The organism is Pseudomonas sp. TE3728, from assembly GCF_056279145.1.
This window is the reverse complement of record NZ_JBWBQT010000001.1, coordinates 5,515,551-5,531,386: the sequence shown is the minus strand read 5'-3', so window position 1 is coordinate 5,531,386 and position 15,836 is coordinate 5,515,551. Positions and strand designations below refer to the sequence as shown.

At 58.9% G+C, this 15,836-nt stretch carries 15 protein-coding genes; 12 read left to right on the top strand and 3 right to left on the bottom strand.

The features are described from left to right. Positions 1 to 78: 78 nt before the first annotated feature. The 9 genes from ACZ89R_RS24245 (at position 79) to ACZ89R_RS24205 (ending at position 10,857) form a co-directional block, all read left to right on the top strand. Positions 79 to 723 (top strand): glutathione binding-like protein, encoded by a 645-nt coding sequence (locus ACZ89R_RS24245; protein ID WP_429544358.1) that lies wholly within the window; start codon positions 79 to 81, stop codon positions 721 to 723. Positions 724 to 926: 203 nt separating this feature from the next. Beyond that, positions 927 to 3,377 (top strand): penicillin acylase family protein, encoded by a 2,451-nt coding sequence (locus ACZ89R_RS24240; RefSeq protein ID WP_429544359.1) that lies wholly within the window; start codon positions 927 to 929, stop codon positions 3,375 to 3,377. Between the two features lie 343 nt (positions 3,378 to 3,720). Then, positions 3,721 to 4,752, top strand: coding sequence for a ligase-associated DNA damage response exonuclease (locus tag ACZ89R_RS24235; protein WP_429544360.1), 1,032 nt, complete (start codon positions 3,721 to 3,723; stop codon positions 4,750 to 4,752). Next, positions 4,749 to 6,437, top strand: coding sequence for an ATP-dependent DNA ligase (locus ACZ89R_RS24230; protein ID WP_429544361.1), 1,689 nt, complete (start codon positions 4,749 to 4,751; stop codon positions 6,435 to 6,437). Before ACZ89R_RS24235 ends, ACZ89R_RS24230 begins: the two co-directional genes overlap by 4 nt. A gap of 235 nt (positions 6,438 to 6,672) precedes the next feature. Next, the gene (locus tag ACZ89R_RS24225; RefSeq protein ID WP_429544362.1) at positions 6,673 to 7,455 is read left to right on the top strand and encodes a transporter substrate-binding domain-containing protein; all 783 of its coding nucleotides are present in this window, start codon (positions 6,673 to 6,675) and stop codon (positions 7,453 to 7,455) included. Between the two features lie 57 nt (positions 7,456 to 7,512). Beyond that, complete coding sequence (locus tag ACZ89R_RS24220) at positions 7,513 to 8,241, top strand: ABC transporter permease (RefSeq protein WP_218398364.1); 729 nt, start codon at positions 7,513 to 7,515, stop codon at positions 8,239 to 8,241. Continuing rightward, on the top strand, positions 8,238 to 8,948 hold the full coding sequence (locus ACZ89R_RS24215) for an ABC transporter permease (RefSeq protein WP_007904660.1): 711 nt from the start codon (positions 8,238 to 8,240) through the stop codon (positions 8,946 to 8,948). Before ACZ89R_RS24220 ends, ACZ89R_RS24215 begins: the two co-directional genes overlap by 4 nt. A gap of 12 nt (positions 8,949 to 8,960) precedes the next feature. Beyond that, the gene (locus tag ACZ89R_RS24210) at positions 8,961 to 10,079 is read left to right on the top strand and encodes a succinylglutamate desuccinylase/aspartoacylase family protein (protein WP_429544363.1); all 1,119 of its coding nucleotides are present in this window, start codon (positions 8,961 to 8,963) and stop codon (positions 10,077 to 10,079) included. A gap of 13 nt (positions 10,080 to 10,092) precedes the next feature. Next, positions 10,093 to 10,857, top strand: coding sequence for an ABC transporter ATP-binding protein (locus ACZ89R_RS24205; RefSeq protein ID WP_429544364.1), 765 nt, complete (start codon positions 10,093 to 10,095; stop codon positions 10,855 to 10,857). Positions 10,858 to 10,983: 126 nt separating this feature from the next. Here the strand turns inward: ACZ89R_RS24205 and ACZ89R_RS24200 are convergent, their stop codons facing one another. Together ACZ89R_RS24200 and dcd are read right to left on the bottom strand one after the other, a co-directional pair. Next, positions 10,984 to 11,190, bottom strand: coding sequence for a hypothetical protein (locus ACZ89R_RS24200; RefSeq protein WP_218398371.1), 207 nt, complete (start codon positions 11,188 to 11,190; stop codon positions 10,984 to 10,986). Positions 11,191 to 11,297: 107 nt separating this feature from the next. Then, the gene (gene dcd / locus ACZ89R_RS24195) at positions 11,298 to 11,864 is read right to left on the bottom strand and encodes a dCTP deaminase (protein ID WP_007904652.1); all 567 of its coding nucleotides are present in this window, start codon (positions 11,862 to 11,864) and stop codon (positions 11,298 to 11,300) included. A 354-nt stretch (positions 11,865 to 12,218) separates the two neighbouring features. On the opposite strand from dcd, the gene ACZ89R_RS24190 reads away from it, so the two are divergent. Next, entirely contained in the window at positions 12,219 to 12,428 is a 210-nt protein-coding gene (locus tag ACZ89R_RS24190) for a cold-shock protein (protein ID WP_002554837.1), read from the top strand. Positions 12,429 to 12,607: 179 nt separating this feature from the next. Here ACZ89R_RS24190 and ACZ89R_RS24185 read toward each other — a convergent pair whose 3' ends face one another. Then, positions 12,608 to 13,615 carry a DUF481 domain-containing protein gene (locus tag ACZ89R_RS24185; protein ID WP_123499324.1) on the bottom strand — a complete coding sequence of 336 codons (1,008 nt, stop codon included), beginning with the start codon at positions 13,613 to 13,615 and terminating at the stop codon, positions 12,608 to 12,610. A gap of 167 nt (positions 13,616 to 13,782) precedes the next feature. Between ACZ89R_RS24185 and ACZ89R_RS24180 the strand changes: the two genes are divergently transcribed. After that, positions 13,783 to 14,136 carry an MGMT family protein gene (locus ACZ89R_RS24180; protein ID WP_007940587.1) on the top strand — a complete coding sequence of 118 codons (354 nt, stop codon included), beginning with the start codon at positions 13,783 to 13,785 and terminating at the stop codon, positions 14,134 to 14,136. A gap of 44 nt (positions 14,137 to 14,180) precedes the next feature. After that, positions 14,181 to 15,740: an AmpG family muropeptide MFS transporter gene (locus tag ACZ89R_RS24175; protein ID WP_123499326.1), complete on the top strand. Its 1,560-nt coding sequence runs from the start codon at positions 14,181 to 14,183 to the stop codon at positions 15,738 to 15,740. Positions 15,741 to 15,836: the final 96 nt, after the last annotated feature.

Sequence of the window (15,836 nt, the reverse complement as noted above, 5' to 3'; positions counted from 1 at the left end):
CATCCAACGCAAACAGGACGACCTGATGCCGGCGGTCGCTGTCCGTACCTGACGATATCTCTTGATTTGGAGTACTTCATGATCGACTTGTATTACTGGACCACCCCCAACGGCCACAAGATTTCGATATTCCTGGAAGAAGCCGGCCTGCACTACAACGTTTACCCGATCAACATCAGCCAGAACGACCAGTTCAAACCCGATTTCCTGAAGATCTCGCCGAACAACAAAATCCCGGCCATCGTCGATCATGAGCCGGCCGATGGCGGTGAACCGTTGGCACTGTTCGAGTCGGGGGCGATTCTGCTGTACCTGGCGGAAAAAACCGGCAAGTTCCTGCCCAAGGATCTGCGCGGACGCCAGCAAGCGTTGCAATGGTTGTTCTGGCAGATGGGTGGCCTGGGGCCGATGGCCGGGCAAAATCATCACTTCAGCCAATTCGCACCGGAGAAAATCCCTTACGCGATCAAGCGCTACATCGACGAAACCGCCCGCCTCTATGGAGTGCTCGACAAGCAACTGACCAACAATGAATTTGTCGCCGGCAGCGAATACAGCATTGCCGACATGGCGATCTACCCGTGGATCGTTTCTCACAAGTGGCAAAGCCAGAACCTGGAAGACTTCCCCAACGTATTGCGTTGGTTCACCCACATCCAGAACCGCCCGGCGACGGTGAAAGCGTATGCGCTGGTGGCCAAGGTCAATCCACCTAAATCCTGATCCTGATTCAAAGAGCAAAAGATCGCAGCCTTCGGCAGCTCCTACAGGGGATCGGAGTACACCCGTAGGAGCTGCCGAAGGCTGCGATCTTTTGGGTTTAACAATTAAATCCCGAAATAAGATCTGTACCCCGCTTGCGCGGCCACCTCCTGCTCACTAACGTAGCGCCTTTATTGCGCCTCTACCCCCGCAGGAGCTTTGCCATGGCCTCGCCAGCCCTTACACATTTTCTTCCCAGGTTCGGCGTTGCCGCAGCAGTGGCCGGTGTTTTAAGCCTGACCGGTTGTCAGACCTGGAACACTCAAGACACCCTCCCGCCGACCTCAGGCGTGCAACCGCTCAAGGGCCTGGCGCAGAACGTTTCGATTCGGCGCAATGCCATGGGCATGCCGCTGATCGAGAGCAACAGCTTCCACGATGCGCTGTTCACCCTCGGTTACGTGCACGCCAGCGACCGCATCAGCCAAATGGTCACTCTGCGCCTGCTGGCCCAGGGCCGTCTGGCGGAGATGTCCGGTTCGGACTTGCTCGACGCCGACCGCTACATGCGTGCGGTCAACCTGAAGAAAAGCGCGGGTGAGCTGTACAAGGCTTCTTCGCCGCGCCTCAAGCGTTTCTTCGAAGTCTATGCCCGTGGGGTCAACGCCTACCTGTTCCGCTACCGCGACAAACTGCCTGCCGACCTCGCGGCCACTGGCTATAAGCCGGAATACTGGAAACCGGAAGATTCGGCGCTGATTTTCTGCCTGCTGAATTTCAGTCAATCGGCGAACCTGCCGGAAGAAATTTCCTCATTGATGCTGGCTCAGACGGTCAGCACCGACAAACTGGCGTGGCTGACGCCGTCCGCTCCCGACGAAAAATTGCCGGTCGCAGAAGCGGAAAAACTTCAAGGCCTCAAACTCAACGGGCAAATCCCGGGGCTGAGTGAAATCAGCAAAGCCACCACTCAATTGTCGAATCTGAACCTGCTGGGCGCCACGTCTTCGAACAACTGGGCGATCGCCCCGCAACGCAGTCGCAGTGGCAAAAGCCTGTTGGCCAGCGACAGCCATGGGCCGCTGGGCGTGCCGTCGCTGTTCAGCTACGTGCAGATTCGCGCGCCGAAATACCAGGCCTCCGGCGTGACCATTGCCGGGTTACCGATGGTGCTCGGTGGTTTCAACGGCAAAGTGGCGTGGAGCATGACCACGGTCATGGGCGACAACCAGGACCTGTTCCTGGAAAAAATCAAACGCCAGGGCAACGGCCTTTCTTACGAAGTCAGCGGCAAATGGCAGCCGGCGATCGTGCGCAACGAAACCTACTTCGTCAAAGGCCAGCGGCCGATTCGCGAAGCGGTGTACGAAACCCGCCACGGACCGCTGCTCAACAGCGCCCAAGGCACCGCGTTGGCGAATGGTTTCGGCCTGGCCTTGCAGACGCCGAACTTCACCGACGACAAAACCCTGGACGCGTTTTTCGACCTGTCCCGAGCGCAGAGCGTCGAGAAAGCCTCGGACGCCAGCCGTGAGATCCGCGCCATCGCCCTGAATCTGGTGTTTGCCGATGCCAGCAATATCGGCTGGCAAGTTACCGGGCGTTACCCGAACCGTCGCGAAGGCGAAGGCTTGCTGCCGTCGCCGGGCTGGGAAGGTCGCTACGACTGGGACGGTTACGCCGACCCGATGCTCCATCCCTATGACCAGGACCCGGCTCAAGGCTGGCTCGGCACCGCCAACCAGCGGGTCATTCCCCATGGCTACGGCATGCAACTGTCCAATTCCTGGTCGGCGCCGGAGCGCGGTGAACGCATGGCCGAACTGGCGGGCGTGGGCAAACACGACACGCGTAGCCTGATCGCCATGCAATACGACCAGACCACCACCTTCGCTGCCAAGCTGAAGAAGATGTTTGGAGCACCGGGCATGGCTCAGCCCCTCAAACAAGCCATCGAAGCGTTGCCGGTGGCTGATCGCGGCAAGGCTCGCGAGGCTTATACGCGCTTGATGGCTTTCGACGGCAAACTCAGCCCGACCTCCGCCGACGCGGCGATTTACGAGCTGTTCCTGCAGGAAAGCACCAAGCAGATTTTCCTCGACGAACTGGGCCCGGAAAGCACCCCGGCGTGGAAAGCCTTTATCGCCAACGGCAAGTTGTCTTACGCGGCGCAGGCCGATCATCTGCTGAGCCGTGAGGACAGTCCGTTCTGGGACGACCTGCGCACCTCGCAGAAAGAAGACAAACCGGCGATCCTCGCCCGTAGCCTGGCGGCCGCGATCAGTGCGGGGGACAGCCAGTTAGGTGGCGATCACAAAGCCTGGCAGTGGGGCAAACTGCATCGCTACGAATGGAAGAACGCCAGTGGCCAGACTGTACGTGGTCCGCTGGCAGCCGGCGGCGACCACACCACGCTCAACACCGCCGCGTTCACCTGGGGTCAGGACTTCAACACCACGCTGGCGCCGGCCATGCGCTTTATCGTCGATTTCGGCCAGGCCGAACCACTGATGGGCCAGAACGGTAGCGGCCAGTCCGGCAACCCGGCCAGCGCGCACTATCTCGACAGCGTCGAGCCATGGCTCAAGGGGCAATACATGAGCCTGCCGATGCAGCCACAGAACTTTGACAAGGTGTATGGCAAGACGCGGTTGACGCTGACGCCTGGCAAGTAACCTGGAGTGGGACCGGGTCGGCTCGCGAAAGCATGCTGCCGGTCCCATTGGTGCTGAAAATCCATTGTGGCGAGGGAGCTTGCTCCCGCTCGACTGCGCAGCAGTCGCAATACAGACGCCTGTGTTCTAACGGGATCTGCGCGGTGGTAGATTCGGGGCCGCTGCGCGCCCCAGCGGGAGCAAGCTCCCTCGCCACAAGTGCGATAATTTCTCTCTAAAAAACCTTAACTGGCTTGCTCGCGAAAGCGGCCTGTTTAACGCCTCCATTCTTCCCCAAAATAAATAGAACTTCTCGTCTCGCGCAAACCTCCTAGCTAACAGGCCTCTCCATTTGGGTAACAACATGGACCTTGTTATCGCTCGTCCTGAAGGTTTGTACTGCCCGCCCGGTGATTTCTATATCGACCCATGGCAGCCGGTCGAACGCTCGATCATCACCCACGCCCACAGCGACCATGCTCGCCATGGCAATCAACATTATCTGGCCGCGGCGCCGGGTGCAGGCATCCTGCGTGCGCGTCTGGGCCAGAACATCAACCTGCAAACCTTGCCTTATGGCGAGCCATTGCTGCACCGCGGTGTAAAACTGAGTTTTCACCCCGCGGGCCACGTACTCGGCTCCGCCCAGGTACGTCTGGAATATGGCGGGGAAGTCTGGGTCGCCTCGGGGGATTACAAGACCGAGCCCGATGGCACCTGTGCGCCATTCGAACCGGTGCGTTGCCACACGTTCATCACGGAATCGACGTTCGGCCTGCCGATTTACCGCTGGCAACCCCAGGCGCAGATCTTTGCCGAGATCAATCAGTGGTGGCGGGCCAATGCGGCGGCCGACAAGACCAGCGTGCTGCTCTGCTATGCCTTCGGCAAGGCTCAACGGATTCTTCACGGCATCGATGCCAGCCTCGGCCCCATTCTGGTCCACGGCGCGGTTGAACCCATCAATCGGATTTATCGCCAGAGCGGCATTTATTTACCGCCAACGATCTATGCCGGCGACGTTAAAAAGCATGACCCGATGATGCGCAAGGCTTTGGTCCTCGCCCCTCCTTCGGCGGGTGCCAGCCCTTGGGTACGGCGTTTCGGTGATTACAGCGATGGCTTCGCCAGCGGTTGGATGCGCTTGCGCGGTACACGGCGCCGGCGCAGTGTGGACCGCGGTTTTGTGCTATCGGATCACGCCGACTGGCCCGGCCTGCTTTGGGCCATCGAACAAACCGGAGCCGAACGCGTGATCGTCACCCATGGTTCGATCGGGGTATTGGTGCGCTATCTGCGCGAACAAGGCCTCGATGCCATGAGTTTCAGCACCGAATATGGCGATGATGAAGAAACCACAGTCCTCGAACCCGAGAGCGCCGAGGTGCTGGCATGAAAGCCTTCGCCGACTTGTATGCCGAACTCGACGCCACCACCTCGAGCAACGCCAAACTGGCGGCGATGCAGAGCTATTTCGCCCAGGCCGCGCCCGAAGATGCCGCCTGGGCGGTGTACTTTCTGTCCGGTGGGCGCCCTCGACAATTGGTGCCGGTACGAATGCTGCGGGAAATGGCCACAGCGTTTTCCGGGCTCCCACCCTGGTTGTTCGAAGAGAGTTATCAGGCCGTCGGTGATCTGGCGGAAACCATCTCGCTGGTGCTACCCGAAACGCACCACACCTCTACCGATGGGCTGGCGGTGTGGATTGAAGACAAACTGCTGCCGCTGCGTAACGCGCCCCCGCTGACCCTCGCCGAATGCTTGCCCGCCTTGTGGGCGCAACTGGATCGCCAGAGTCTGATGCTGTGCATCAAACTGATCACTGGCAGTTTCCGTGTCGGGGTCTCCAAATTGCTGGTCACCCGCGCCTTGGCGGCGATGGCCGGGCTCGACAGCAAACGCGTGGCCCAGCGGCTGGTGGGTTACACCGATTTGTCTAACCGACCAAGCGCCGCCAGTTACCTGAAGCTGATCGCCCCCGAATCACCCAATGAGCATGCCCAACGGGGTGGTCAGCCCTACCCGTTTTTCCTCGCCCATGCGTTGTCGCACCCGGTCGAGCAGTTCGACGCCCTGCTCGGCCCCGTCAATCAGTGGCAAGTGGAATGGAAGTGGGACGGCATCCGCGCTCAAGTGGTCAAGCGCGATGGGCGCTTGTGGATCTGGTCGCGAGGTGAAGAGCTGGTAAGCGAGCGCTTCCCCGAACTGGAAAGCCTGGTTCACGGTTTGCCCGATGGCACGGTGATCGACGGTGAAATCGTCGCCTGGAAAGCTGCACAATCGGGCATCAACGACGCCTTCGACCCGCATTCGCCGTCGCCACCCGCTGTGCAGCCCTTCGCCCTGTTGCAACAGCGGATCGGCCGTAGAACGCTAAGCAAGAAAATCCTCGATGAAGTACCCGTGGTCATCCTGGCCTATGACCTGCTGGAATGGCAGGGCGAGGATTGGCGTAACCAGACCCAAGCCACGCGCCGCACTCAGCTGGAGCAACTCATCCTCACTTGCGCAAACCCGGTATTAATGAGCTCGCCGGTGCTGACCGGCGAAGACTGGTTCGACCTTGGCCGTCAACGGGAAGCCTCCCGCAGACTGGGCGTCGAAGGCATGATGCTCAAGGCCCGCGATGCGTTGTATGGCGTCGGGCGGACCAAGGACATGGGTGTGTGGTGGAAATGGAAAGTCGACCCGTTCAGTGTCGATGCGGTGCTGATCTATGCCCAGCAGGGCCATGGCCGCCGGGCCAGCCTCTACACTGATTACACGTTCGCGGTGTGGGACGGTCCTCCCTCTGCCCGCGAGCGAACGCTGGTACCTTTCGCCAAGGCTTACTCCGGGTTGACTGACGATGAAATGCGTCAGGTCGACAGCATCGTACGCAAGACCACGGTGGAAAAATTCGGACCGGTGAGTAGTGTGAAACCGACTTTGGTGTTTGAGCTGGGATTCGAGGGTATTGCCCTGTCGAAGCGGCATAAGAGCGGGATTGCGGTGCGGTTTCCGAGAATGCTGCGTTGGCGGAAGGACAAATCGGTGGAGGAAGCTGACAACTTGGCGATGTTGCAGGATTTGCTCGCCTGACCTGATTTCTGTGAGCTGCTACAGGCCCCTCACCGTTCTGCGCACCATCCAGGCGCAGGGATCTGGCGATGCCCGTTTTTGTGCATAAAATCCCGCTTTGCCGCTTCTTGTATTACCTTTTAAACGCTTGTTCGGGACTCTGGTTCGGAAATTGCTACTTTTAATAGGTCTTACGCTTTTCAGTAACAGTACTTCTGCGCCACAAGCGCTCATATTGGTTCTTAGGGATTGAATAATGAAAAAAGCATTGCTGACCCTTTCTGCACTGGCGTTGTGCATGGCTGCCGGCTCCGCGCTGGCCAAGGAATACAAAGAATTGCGTTTTGGCGTTGACCCTTCTTACGCGCCGTTCGAGTCCAAAGCAGCCGACGGTAGCCTGGTAGGCTTCGACATCGACCTGGGCAATGCAATTTGCGCCGAGCTGAAGGTCAAGTGCAAATGGGTCGAAAGCGATTTCGACGGCATGATTCCGGGCTTGAAAGCCAATAAATTCGACGGTGTGATCTCTTCGATGACCGTCACCCCGGCCCGCGAAAAAGTCATCGACTTCTCCGACGAGTTGTTCTCCGGCCCAACCGCTTACGTGTTCAAGAAAGGTTCCGGCCTGACCGAAGACGTCGCTTCGCTGAAGGGTAAAACCGTCGGTTACGAGCAAGGCACCATCCAGGAAGCGTACGCCAAAGCGGTGCTGGACAAGGCTGGCGTAAAAACCCAGGCCTATCAGAACCAGGATCAGGTGTATTCCGACCTGACTTCCGGCCGTCTCGATGCAGCGATCCAGGACATGCTGCAAGCCGAACTGGGCTTCTTGAAGTCACCAAAAGGCGAAGGTTACGAAGTCAGCAAGCCAGTCGACAGCGAATTGCTGCCGTCGAAAACAGCGATCGGTATCTCTAAAGGTAACAAAGACCTCAAAGAGCTTTTGAATAAAGGTATCAAAGCGTTACACGACGATGGCACCTACGCCACCATTCAGAAGAAACACTTTGGCGATCTGAATCTGTACAGCGGCAAATAATGCCCGGCGCCCATCTCGCGATGGGCGCTTTTTTCACCCCGATCAGGTTGCTGATTTATGTTCGAAAACCTATTACAAAACCTGGGGCTCTCAGCCTTCAGCCTCCAGGGCTTCGGTCCGTTGCTGATGGAAGGCACCTGGATGACCATCAAATTATCGGTGTTGTCGCTGTTGGTGGCCGTTTTGCTCGGCTTGCTGGGCGCCAGTGCCAAGCTGTCAAAAGTCAAGCTGGTGCGGGTACCGGCCCAGCTCTACACCACGCTGATTCGTGGGGTGCCCGACCTGGTGCTGATGCTGCTGATCTTCTACAGCCTGCAAACCTGGCTGACCTCGTTTACCGACTTCATGGAATGGGAATACATCGAGATCAACCCGTTCAGCGCCGGGGTCATCACCCTGGGCTTCATTTATGGTGCGTACTTCACCGAAACGTTTCGCGGGGCGATCCTCGCCGTGCCACGGGGCCAAGTCGAAGCCGCCACCGCCTACGGCCTCAAACGCGGCCAGCGTTTTCGTTTCGTGGTGTTCCCGCAAATGATGCGCTTCGCCCTGCCGGGTATCGGCAACAACTGGATGGTGATGCTCAAGGCCACCGCGCTTGTCTCGATCATCGGCCTGGCCGACTTGGTCAAAGCCGCGCAGGACGCCGGTAAAAGCACCTATCAACTGTTCTATTTCCTGGTGCTGGCTGCGCTGATTTACCTGCTGATCACCAGCGCCTCCAACGTCGTCCTGCGCTGGCTCGAACGCCGCTACGCCGCCGGCTCCCGGGAGGCCGTACGATGATCGAACTCTTGCAGGAATACTGGAAACCCTTCCTTTATACCGACGGTTACAACATCACCGGCCTGGCCATGACCATGTGGCTGCTCAGCGCTTCGATCTTCATCGGCTTTCTGGCATCGATCCCGCTGTCCATCGCCAGGGTTTCGCCCAAGATCTACATCCGCTGGCCAGTGCAGTTTTACGTCTACCTGTTCCGGGGTACGCCGCTGTATATCCAGCTGCTGATTTGCTACACCGGTATCTACAGCCTGGCGGCCGTGCGCGCCCAGCCGGTCCTCGATGCGTTCTTTCGCGATGCGATGAACTGCACGATCCTGGCCTTCGCCCTGAACACCTGCGCCTACACCACGGAGATCTTCGCCGGGGCGATTCGCAGCCTGCCTCACGGAGAAATCGAAGCGGCCAAGGCTTATGGTCTGTCAGGCTGGAAGCTCTACGCCTACGTGATCATGCCGTCAGCCCTGCGTCGCTCGTTGCCTTATTACAGCAACGAAGTGATTCTGATGCTGCACTCGACCACCGTGGCGTTCACCGCGACCATCCCGGATGTATTGAAAGTCGCTCGCGATGCGAACTCTGCAACCTTCCTGACATTCCAGTCGTTCGGCATCGCCGCACTGATCTACCTGACCGTTACCTTTGCGCTGGTCGGCCTGTTCCGCCTCGCCGAACGCCGATGGCTGGCCTTCCTCGGGCCGACTCACTAGGACAACTCGTACATGCGCCACCAGATTCATGACCTGCTGGCCCCGCTGCCGGGGACCGTGCGACAGATTCACAGTTTCCACTTCGGCCCGTCGTCGGCCAAAGGCAAGATTTACATTCAGTCCTCCCTGCATGCCGATGAATTGCCCGGCATGCTGGTGGCCTGGCACCTCAAGCGACGTCTGGCGGAGCTGGAAGCCGCCGGCCGACTGCGCAGCGAGATCGTGCTGGTGCCCGTGGCCAATCCGGTCGGCCTGGAACAAGTGTTGATGGACGTTCCACTGGGCCGCTACGAGCTGGAAAGCGGGCAGAACTTCAATCGCTGGTTCGTCGACTTGAGTGAAGAAGTCGGCAACGAGATCGAAGGCCTGCTCGGCGACGATCCGCAACGTAACCTCGAACTGATCCGCGACAGCCTGCGCAAAGCGTTGGCGCGACAGACCGCAGGCACTCAACTGCAATCCCAGCGCCTGACCCTGCAACGGCTGGCCTGTGATGCAGACATGGTGCTGGACCTGCATTGCGATTTCGAAGCCGTGGCGCACCTTTACACCACGCCCGAGGCCTGGCCCAGGGTCGAGCCACTGGCGCGCTACATCGGTTCCGAAGCCAGTCTGCTGGCTACCGATTCGGGTGGCCAATCGTTCGATGAATGCTTCACCCTGCTCTGGTGGCAGTTGAAAGAGCGCTTCGGCGAGCAGTTCGAGATTCCGCTGGGCAGTTTTTCAGTTACTGTCGAATTACGCGGCCAGGGTGACGTCAATCACCCGCTGGCCAGCCTCGACTGTCAGGCGTTGATCGATTATCTGATTCATTTCGGCGCGATTGCCGGTGAGCCGGCACCACTACCGGAGCTGCCCTACCCGGCCACGCCACTGGCCGGCGTCGAACCGGTAGCGACACCCGTGGGCGGACTGCTAGTGTTCACGGCCCTGCCCGGGGAATACCTGGAAGCCGGACAACTGATCGCCGAAGTCATCGACCCGATCAATGATCGCGTCACCCCTGTTCATTGCACCGCCGCCGGGCTGATGTACGCCCGTTCGCTGCGACGCATGGCCACTGCCGGCATGGTGATCGCCCACGTCGCGGGCACCGAAGCCTATCGCAGTGGCTACCTACTTTCGCCTTAAGGATGCATGCCCCATGTACAAACTGACCATTGAAGGCCTGCATAAAAGCTATGGCGATCATCAGGTGCTCAAAGGCGTTTCGCTCAAGGCCAAAACCGGCGACGTCATCAGCCTGATCGGCGCCAGCGGCTCGGGTAAAAGCACCTTTTTGCGCTGCATCAACTTTCTCGAACAACCCAACGACGGTGCCATGAGCCTGGATGGCCAGGCGATCCGCATGATCCACGACCGTCACGGCATGCGCGTGGCCGATGCCGATGAACTGCAGCGGATTCGCACCCGCCTGGCCATGGTGTTCCAGCACTTCAACCTGTGGAGCCACATGACGGTGCTGGAAAACATCACCATGGCCCCGCGCCGGGTCCTGGGTTGCAGCAAGCAAGAGGCCGAAGACCGTGCCCGACGTTACCTCGACAAGGTTGGCCTGGCGGCGCGCGTAGCGGATCAGTACCCGGCGTTCCTGTCAGGCGGCCAGCAACAACGGGTAGCCATTGCCCGCGCACTGGCCATGGAACCGGAGGTCATGCTGTTCGACGAACCGACCTCGGCGCTCGACCCGGAACTGGTAGGCGAAGTGCTCAAGGTCATCCAGGGCCTGGCCGAAGAAGGCCGGACCATGATCATGGTCACCCACGAAATGAGCTTCGCCCGTAAGGTATCGAGCCAGGTGCTGTTCCTGCACCAGGGGCTGGTGGAAGAAGAAGGCGCGCCGGAAGACGTGCTGGGCAACCCGAAGAGTGAGCGGTTGAAGCAGTTCCTCAGCGGCAACCTTAAGTAACTTCCGCCCTAATGTAGGAGCGAGGCTTGCCCGCGAAGGCGTCGGCACATTGCGCATTGATATGACTGGAAGGACGCCTTCGCGGGCAAGCCTCGCTCCTACAGAAATCAGGTTGTCCCACAGGTATCAGACAACAGGCGCGGGAGGCGGCTCATCCGGCAGGGTGGGCTCTCCGGGTTCTGTCGGATCTTCATTGGGTGTGTCGGGATCAGGCTGATGGGGGATGCCCCCTGCCATGACGGGCGGATGTGCCAACAAGGACCAGGCCAGCACGCCAACCTGATTGGGCTCAAGCCTTGCCAGTTCGGCACTTATTCGCGGATCGATCTTCATGAAGCACTCCTGAGCGATGGCCCGATCCGCCTTGCGCGAATCGGAGCAGTACATTCCATAGAGTGTACGCCCGCTCAGGAATTCCAACGGCTTGTCAGACGGCTGACTCAGGTACGCGGCAGGGTCACGCCACGCTGCCCCTGATACTTGCCGCCACGGTCCTTGTAGGAGACTTCGCACTCTTCGTCCGACTCAAGGAACAACATCTGCGCCACGCCTTCGTTCGCGTAGATTTTCGCCGGCAGATTGGTGGTGTTGGAGAACTCCAGGGTCACGTGACCTTCCCACTCAGGCTCGAGCGGCGTGACGTTGACGATGATGCCGCAACGCGCGTAGGTGCTTTTACCCAGGCAAATGGTCAATACGTTACGCGGGATGCGGAAGTATTCGACGGTGCTGGCCAGAGCGAAGGAGTTCGGCGGAATGATGCACACGTCGCTGTGGATGTCGACGAAGCTGCCAGCATCGAAGTTTTTCGGGTCGACGATCGCCGAATTGATGTTGGTAAACACCTTGAAGTGATTGGTGCAACGCACATCGTAGCCGTAGCTGGACACGCCGTAGGAGATCACACGGCTATCGTCGCTGCCGCGCACCTGGCGCTCGACGAAGGGCTCGATCATGCCGTGCTCTTGCGCCATGCGGCGAATCCACTTGTCCGATTTGATGCTCATGGCGGGTGTCCTGAATAGCGAGGTGGAAAAATTCTGTCCGGCATCTTACCGGGCAGGCGCGCCGGGTTCAAAGTCCGGGAGACAATTCTCGACGATCCCCCGTGAATTTCGGGCCTTCACCGCTATTCAATGCACCGTCAGTCATGAAAACAGAGAAACCTTCGCAAGAAACATTGGCACGTTCCGGAAAAAGGGTTAAGGTGGCGCCACTGTGCTGCTTGTGTCACTGAGAATCTCTACACGATATGTTGAATTTCGATCCAACCATCTACAAGAATTTTTCCTGCTCTTTGCACTCAGTCTCGGCCAGGGTTCTTCCTGCGTCGCAGTTATCTTTGTTCAAGGAGTTACACCATGTCTAATCGCCAAACCGGTACCGTTAAGTGGTTCAACGATGAAAAAGGCTTCGGCTTCATCACTCCACAATCCGGTGACGACCTGTTCGTTCACTTCAAAGCTATCCAATCCGACGGCTTCAAAAGCCTGAAAGAAGGCCAACAGGTTTCTTTCATCGCTACCCGCGGTCAGAAAGGCATGCAAGCTGAAGAAGTACAAGTTATCTAACTTGTACTTGCTTTAGTAAAAAGCCCCGCCCTCAAAAGCGGGGCTTTTTTGTGCCTGTGTGTTTTGCATGGCAAAAAAGATCGCAGCCTCGCTTCGCTCGACAGCTCCTACATTGATATGCGATCTCTGTAGGAGCTGTCGAGCGAAGCGAGGCTGCGATCTTTTGATCTTTCAGCGTGTTACCAGGTCACGCCAAACCCCGCCGTGTATCGAGTCTTGCTCAGGTCGGCCTCTTCGCTACCGCTGATGATGTCTTTCTCGGCCTTCAGGTTCAGCGACGCCCAATCGGTGACTTTGTAGCGCAGGCCGACCTCGGCATCGAGGGCGTAATCCGCCACGCCCGACAGCGGCTTGCCGACCTCGCCATTGGTGAAGAACTCGACCTTCTTGCCGACCAGATAACGGTTGTAGTCCCACTTCATCGCCAGGGAGTAGAAGTTTTCCTTGTTGCCGTTTGAATATTCATAGTCCGTGTTGTTCAGCAGCGAGCCCAAGGAGAAAGCGCCCAGCTCGTTATCCCAGAATTGATAACCGGGGCCGGTACCGATGGTGCGCTGACGGGCGAGCTCTTCGACCTTGTCGCGCTTATAGTTCAAACGACCTTGCCAGAACCATTTCTCGGTAAGAAAACGGTCGAGGGCGTACTCACCCCGCCAATTATCCGTGGTGACCACGTCATCCTGGAATTCGCGGTTGTACTCGCCTTCTGCCGTGTGTCGCCATCTGCCATGGCGCGCACTGGTCTTGAAGTCGACGTCATAATCATCCGTGTCTTTTTCGGCACGCTGGTAATCCAGCGCCATATCGACATGCCCCTTCCAGACCAGATCCTCAACCACCGGTTTGGGCTTGAGCATCTGCTGGATACTGGCCAGTTCCACGGTCTTGGGGCCATCGCCGTTGGCCAGGGTGACTTTGCCGTCCTCTGCCGCATGCAGCGACTTGGCCTTCTCACCGGTGTAGGCATCCTGTTTGACCAGCAGTTGCTGATCGCTTTCCAGGGTTTTGACCTGATTCCAGTCGATCGGAACCGCGCCCGCGTACTCGGTCTGAATCAGCAGCTTGCCACCATCGAATACGGTGATTTTGCCGCTCAGTTTGTCACCGTTCTTCAACCAGACGGTATCGGCGAGCAAGGGAGTGGAAGCACTGACGACAGCGAGGCACAGCAAGGTTCTGGACAACATAAGCGAATCGAAGGCTCAACTTTGCGAAAAAAAGTCGGCATTATCCTTACGAATAAGGCCATGACAAGGACTGACCCGACTTTTTCTATTGAGTTCATTTCTCAATCGGCGATCCTGGATTTACTCTACAGACGGTCAATTGCGCATTTTTTCAGGAAGCCCGGGACGTGACCGATTCAACCGCTGAAACCGAAAGCGCAGCGCAAATCCGACGCACGGCGCTCTACCTGACCCTGGCGCAAGTGCCCGAGGGCAAAGTCGTGAGTTACGGCCAGCTCGCCGAGCTAGCCGGACTGGGTCGTGCTGCCCGCTGGGTCGGGCGAACACTGAGCCAATTGCCCGGTGACACCAAACTTCCCTGGCACCGGGTACTGGGTGCCGGCGGTCGGATCAGCCTGCCCGTGGGCAGCCCTTCGGGGGACGAACAACGGGCCCGATTGCGCATGGAAGGCATCAGTGTCCTGAACAATCGTGTTGATATTCAGCGCCATGGGTGGCGCCCGGTAGAGCACAGCGGTTAGAGTGCGCGCTTTGTTTCCGTAATCCTTGAGGCAGACTCCAGCCCATGCCCCGTAAAACCTGGCGCGCCGCGCTCGCCGCCTATGCCAGCCCCTCGACGCTCGTGCTGTTGCTGCTTGGTTTCGCCGCCGGCTTGCCCTACATGCTGGTGTTTTCGACGCTTTCAGTCTGGCTGCGCGAGGCCGGTGTGGCCCGCGAAACCATCGGCTATGCAAGCCTGATCGGCCTGGCCTACGCCTTTAAATGGGTCTGGTCCCCGCTGCTCGACCAATGGCGCCTGCCATTTCTTGGCAAGCTTGGTCGACGACGCTCCTGGCTGGTACTGGCCCAGGCACTCGTCATCCTTGGCCTGATCGGCATGGGATTCTGCGACCCGCAAAAGCACCTGTCCTGGTTGATCGCGATCGCCGTGGTCGTGGCCTTCGCCTCGGCGACGCAAGACATCGCCGTCGACGCTTATCGCCTGGAAATCGCCGACGAAACCCGCCAAGCCGCGCTGGCGGCCAGTTACATGGCCGGTTATCGGGTCGCGGCCCTGCTGGCGACGGCCGGCGCACTGTTCTTCGCCGAAGGCTTCGGCTCCACTGGCTTCAACTATAAGCATGCGGCGTGGACCGGCACCTACGTGCTGTTCGGCGTCTTGATGATCCCGGCGCTGCTGACCACCCTGTTCATGCGCGAACCACCGGTGCCTCTGCGTACTCAATTACAGGCCGGACGCTACAGCTTTGTGCACCAATTGGCGTCGGTGTTCGTGCTGATCGTGCTGCTGGTGTCCGTACCGGCCATGTTCACCCAGCTCTACAACACTGACTTCGCCAGCGTACTGTTCAACGGCGTCAGCGTACTGGACCTGCTGCTCGAAGACCGTGCGTTCCTGCGGGCGATTCTCTATATCACGCTTACCGGCCTGTGCCTGTCGGCCATGGGCCGCCGTGGCTTGGCCCCGGTGCTGACACCGGTCAACGACTTCATCCTGCGTTACCGCTGGCAAGCCCTGCTGCTGCTCGGGCTGATCGCCACCTACCGGATGTCCGATACGGTCATGGGCGTGATGGCCAACGTGTTCTACATCGACCAGGGGTTCACCAAGGATCAGATTGCCAGCGTCAGCAAGATTTTCGGCCTGATCATGACACTGGTCGGCGCCGGCATGGGCGGCCTGCTGATCGTGCGCTTCGGCATCCTGCCTATCCTGTTCATTGGCGGCGTTGCATCGGCCGGTACCAACCTGCTGTTCCTGGTGCTTACGGATATGGGGGCCGATCTGCAGATGCTGATCGCCACCATCTCTCTGGATAACTTCAGCTCGGGGCTGGCGACTTCAGCATTTGTCGCTTACCTGTCGAGCCTGACCAATCTCAAGTTCTCCGCCACCCAGTACGCCCTGCTCAGCTCGATCATGCTCCTGCTGCCCCGCCTGATCGGCGGCTACTCCGGGGTCATGGTGGAAAAATTCGGCTATCACAACTTCTTCCTGATCACTGCCCTGCTGGGTGTTCCGACCTTGGTGCTGATCGCCCTGCACTGGTTCCAGGAAAACCGCCGAGCGGGCCCGACACCGACGCCGGAGCCGGTACAGTCCCAGGTCGCGGAAGAATCGTAGGCATTTGAAAAATAGTAGGCACTTGATGCCAGAAGCATCGCAGAGGGGGCAGATTCTCGCCCTCTGCGACACTGCCGGCCGCACGCCTGTACGCCA

Bases quoted from the DNA above. Each gene is read 5' to 3' on its own strand.
- ACZ89R_RS24245 (WP_429544358.1), top strand. From the start codon at position 79: ATGATCGACTTGTATTACTGGACCACCCCCAACGGCCACAAGATTTCG.
- ACZ89R_RS24240 (WP_429544359.1), top strand. From the start codon at position 927: ATGGCCTCGCCAGCCCTTACACATTTTCTTCCCAGGTTCGGCGTTGCC.
- ACZ89R_RS24235 (WP_429544360.1), top strand. From the start codon at position 3,721: ATGGACCTTGTTATCGCTCGTCCTGAAGGTTTGTACTGCCCGCCCGGT.
- ACZ89R_RS24230 (WP_429544361.1), top strand. From the start codon at position 4,749: ATGAAAGCCTTCGCCGACTTGTATGCCGAACTCGACGCCACCACCTCG.
- ACZ89R_RS24225 (WP_429544362.1), top strand. From the start codon at position 6,673: ATGAAAAAAGCATTGCTGACCCTTTCTGCACTGGCGTTGTGCATGGCT.
- ACZ89R_RS24220 (WP_218398364.1), top strand. From the start codon at position 7,513: ATGTTCGAAAACCTATTACAAAACCTGGGGCTCTCAGCCTTCAGCCTC.
- ACZ89R_RS24215 (WP_007904660.1), top strand. From the start codon at position 8,238: ATGATCGAACTCTTGCAGGAATACTGGAAACCCTTCCTTTATACCGAC.
- ACZ89R_RS24210 (WP_429544363.1), top strand. From the start codon at position 8,961: ATGCGCCACCAGATTCATGACCTGCTGGCCCCGCTGCCGGGGACCGTG.
- ACZ89R_RS24205 (WP_429544364.1), top strand. From the start codon at position 10,093: ATGTACAAACTGACCATTGAAGGCCTGCATAAAAGCTATGGCGATCAT.
- ACZ89R_RS24200 (WP_218398371.1), bottom strand. From the start codon at position 11,190: ATGAAGATCGATCCGCGAATAAGTGCCGAACTGGCAAGGCTTGAGCCC.
- dcd (WP_007904652.1), bottom strand. From the start codon at position 11,864: ATGAGCATCAAATCGGACAAGTGGATTCGCCGCATGGCGCAAGAGCAC.
- ACZ89R_RS24190 (WP_002554837.1), top strand. From the start codon at position 12,219: ATGTCTAATCGCCAAACCGGTACCGTTAAGTGGTTCAACGATGAAAAA.
- ACZ89R_RS24185 (WP_123499324.1), bottom strand. From the start codon at position 13,615: ATGTTGTCCAGAACCTTGCTGTGCCTCGCTGTCGTCAGTGCTTCCACT.
- ACZ89R_RS24175 (WP_123499326.1), top strand. From the start codon at position 14,181: ATGCCCCGTAAAACCTGGCGCGCCGCGCTCGCCGCCTATGCCAGCCCC.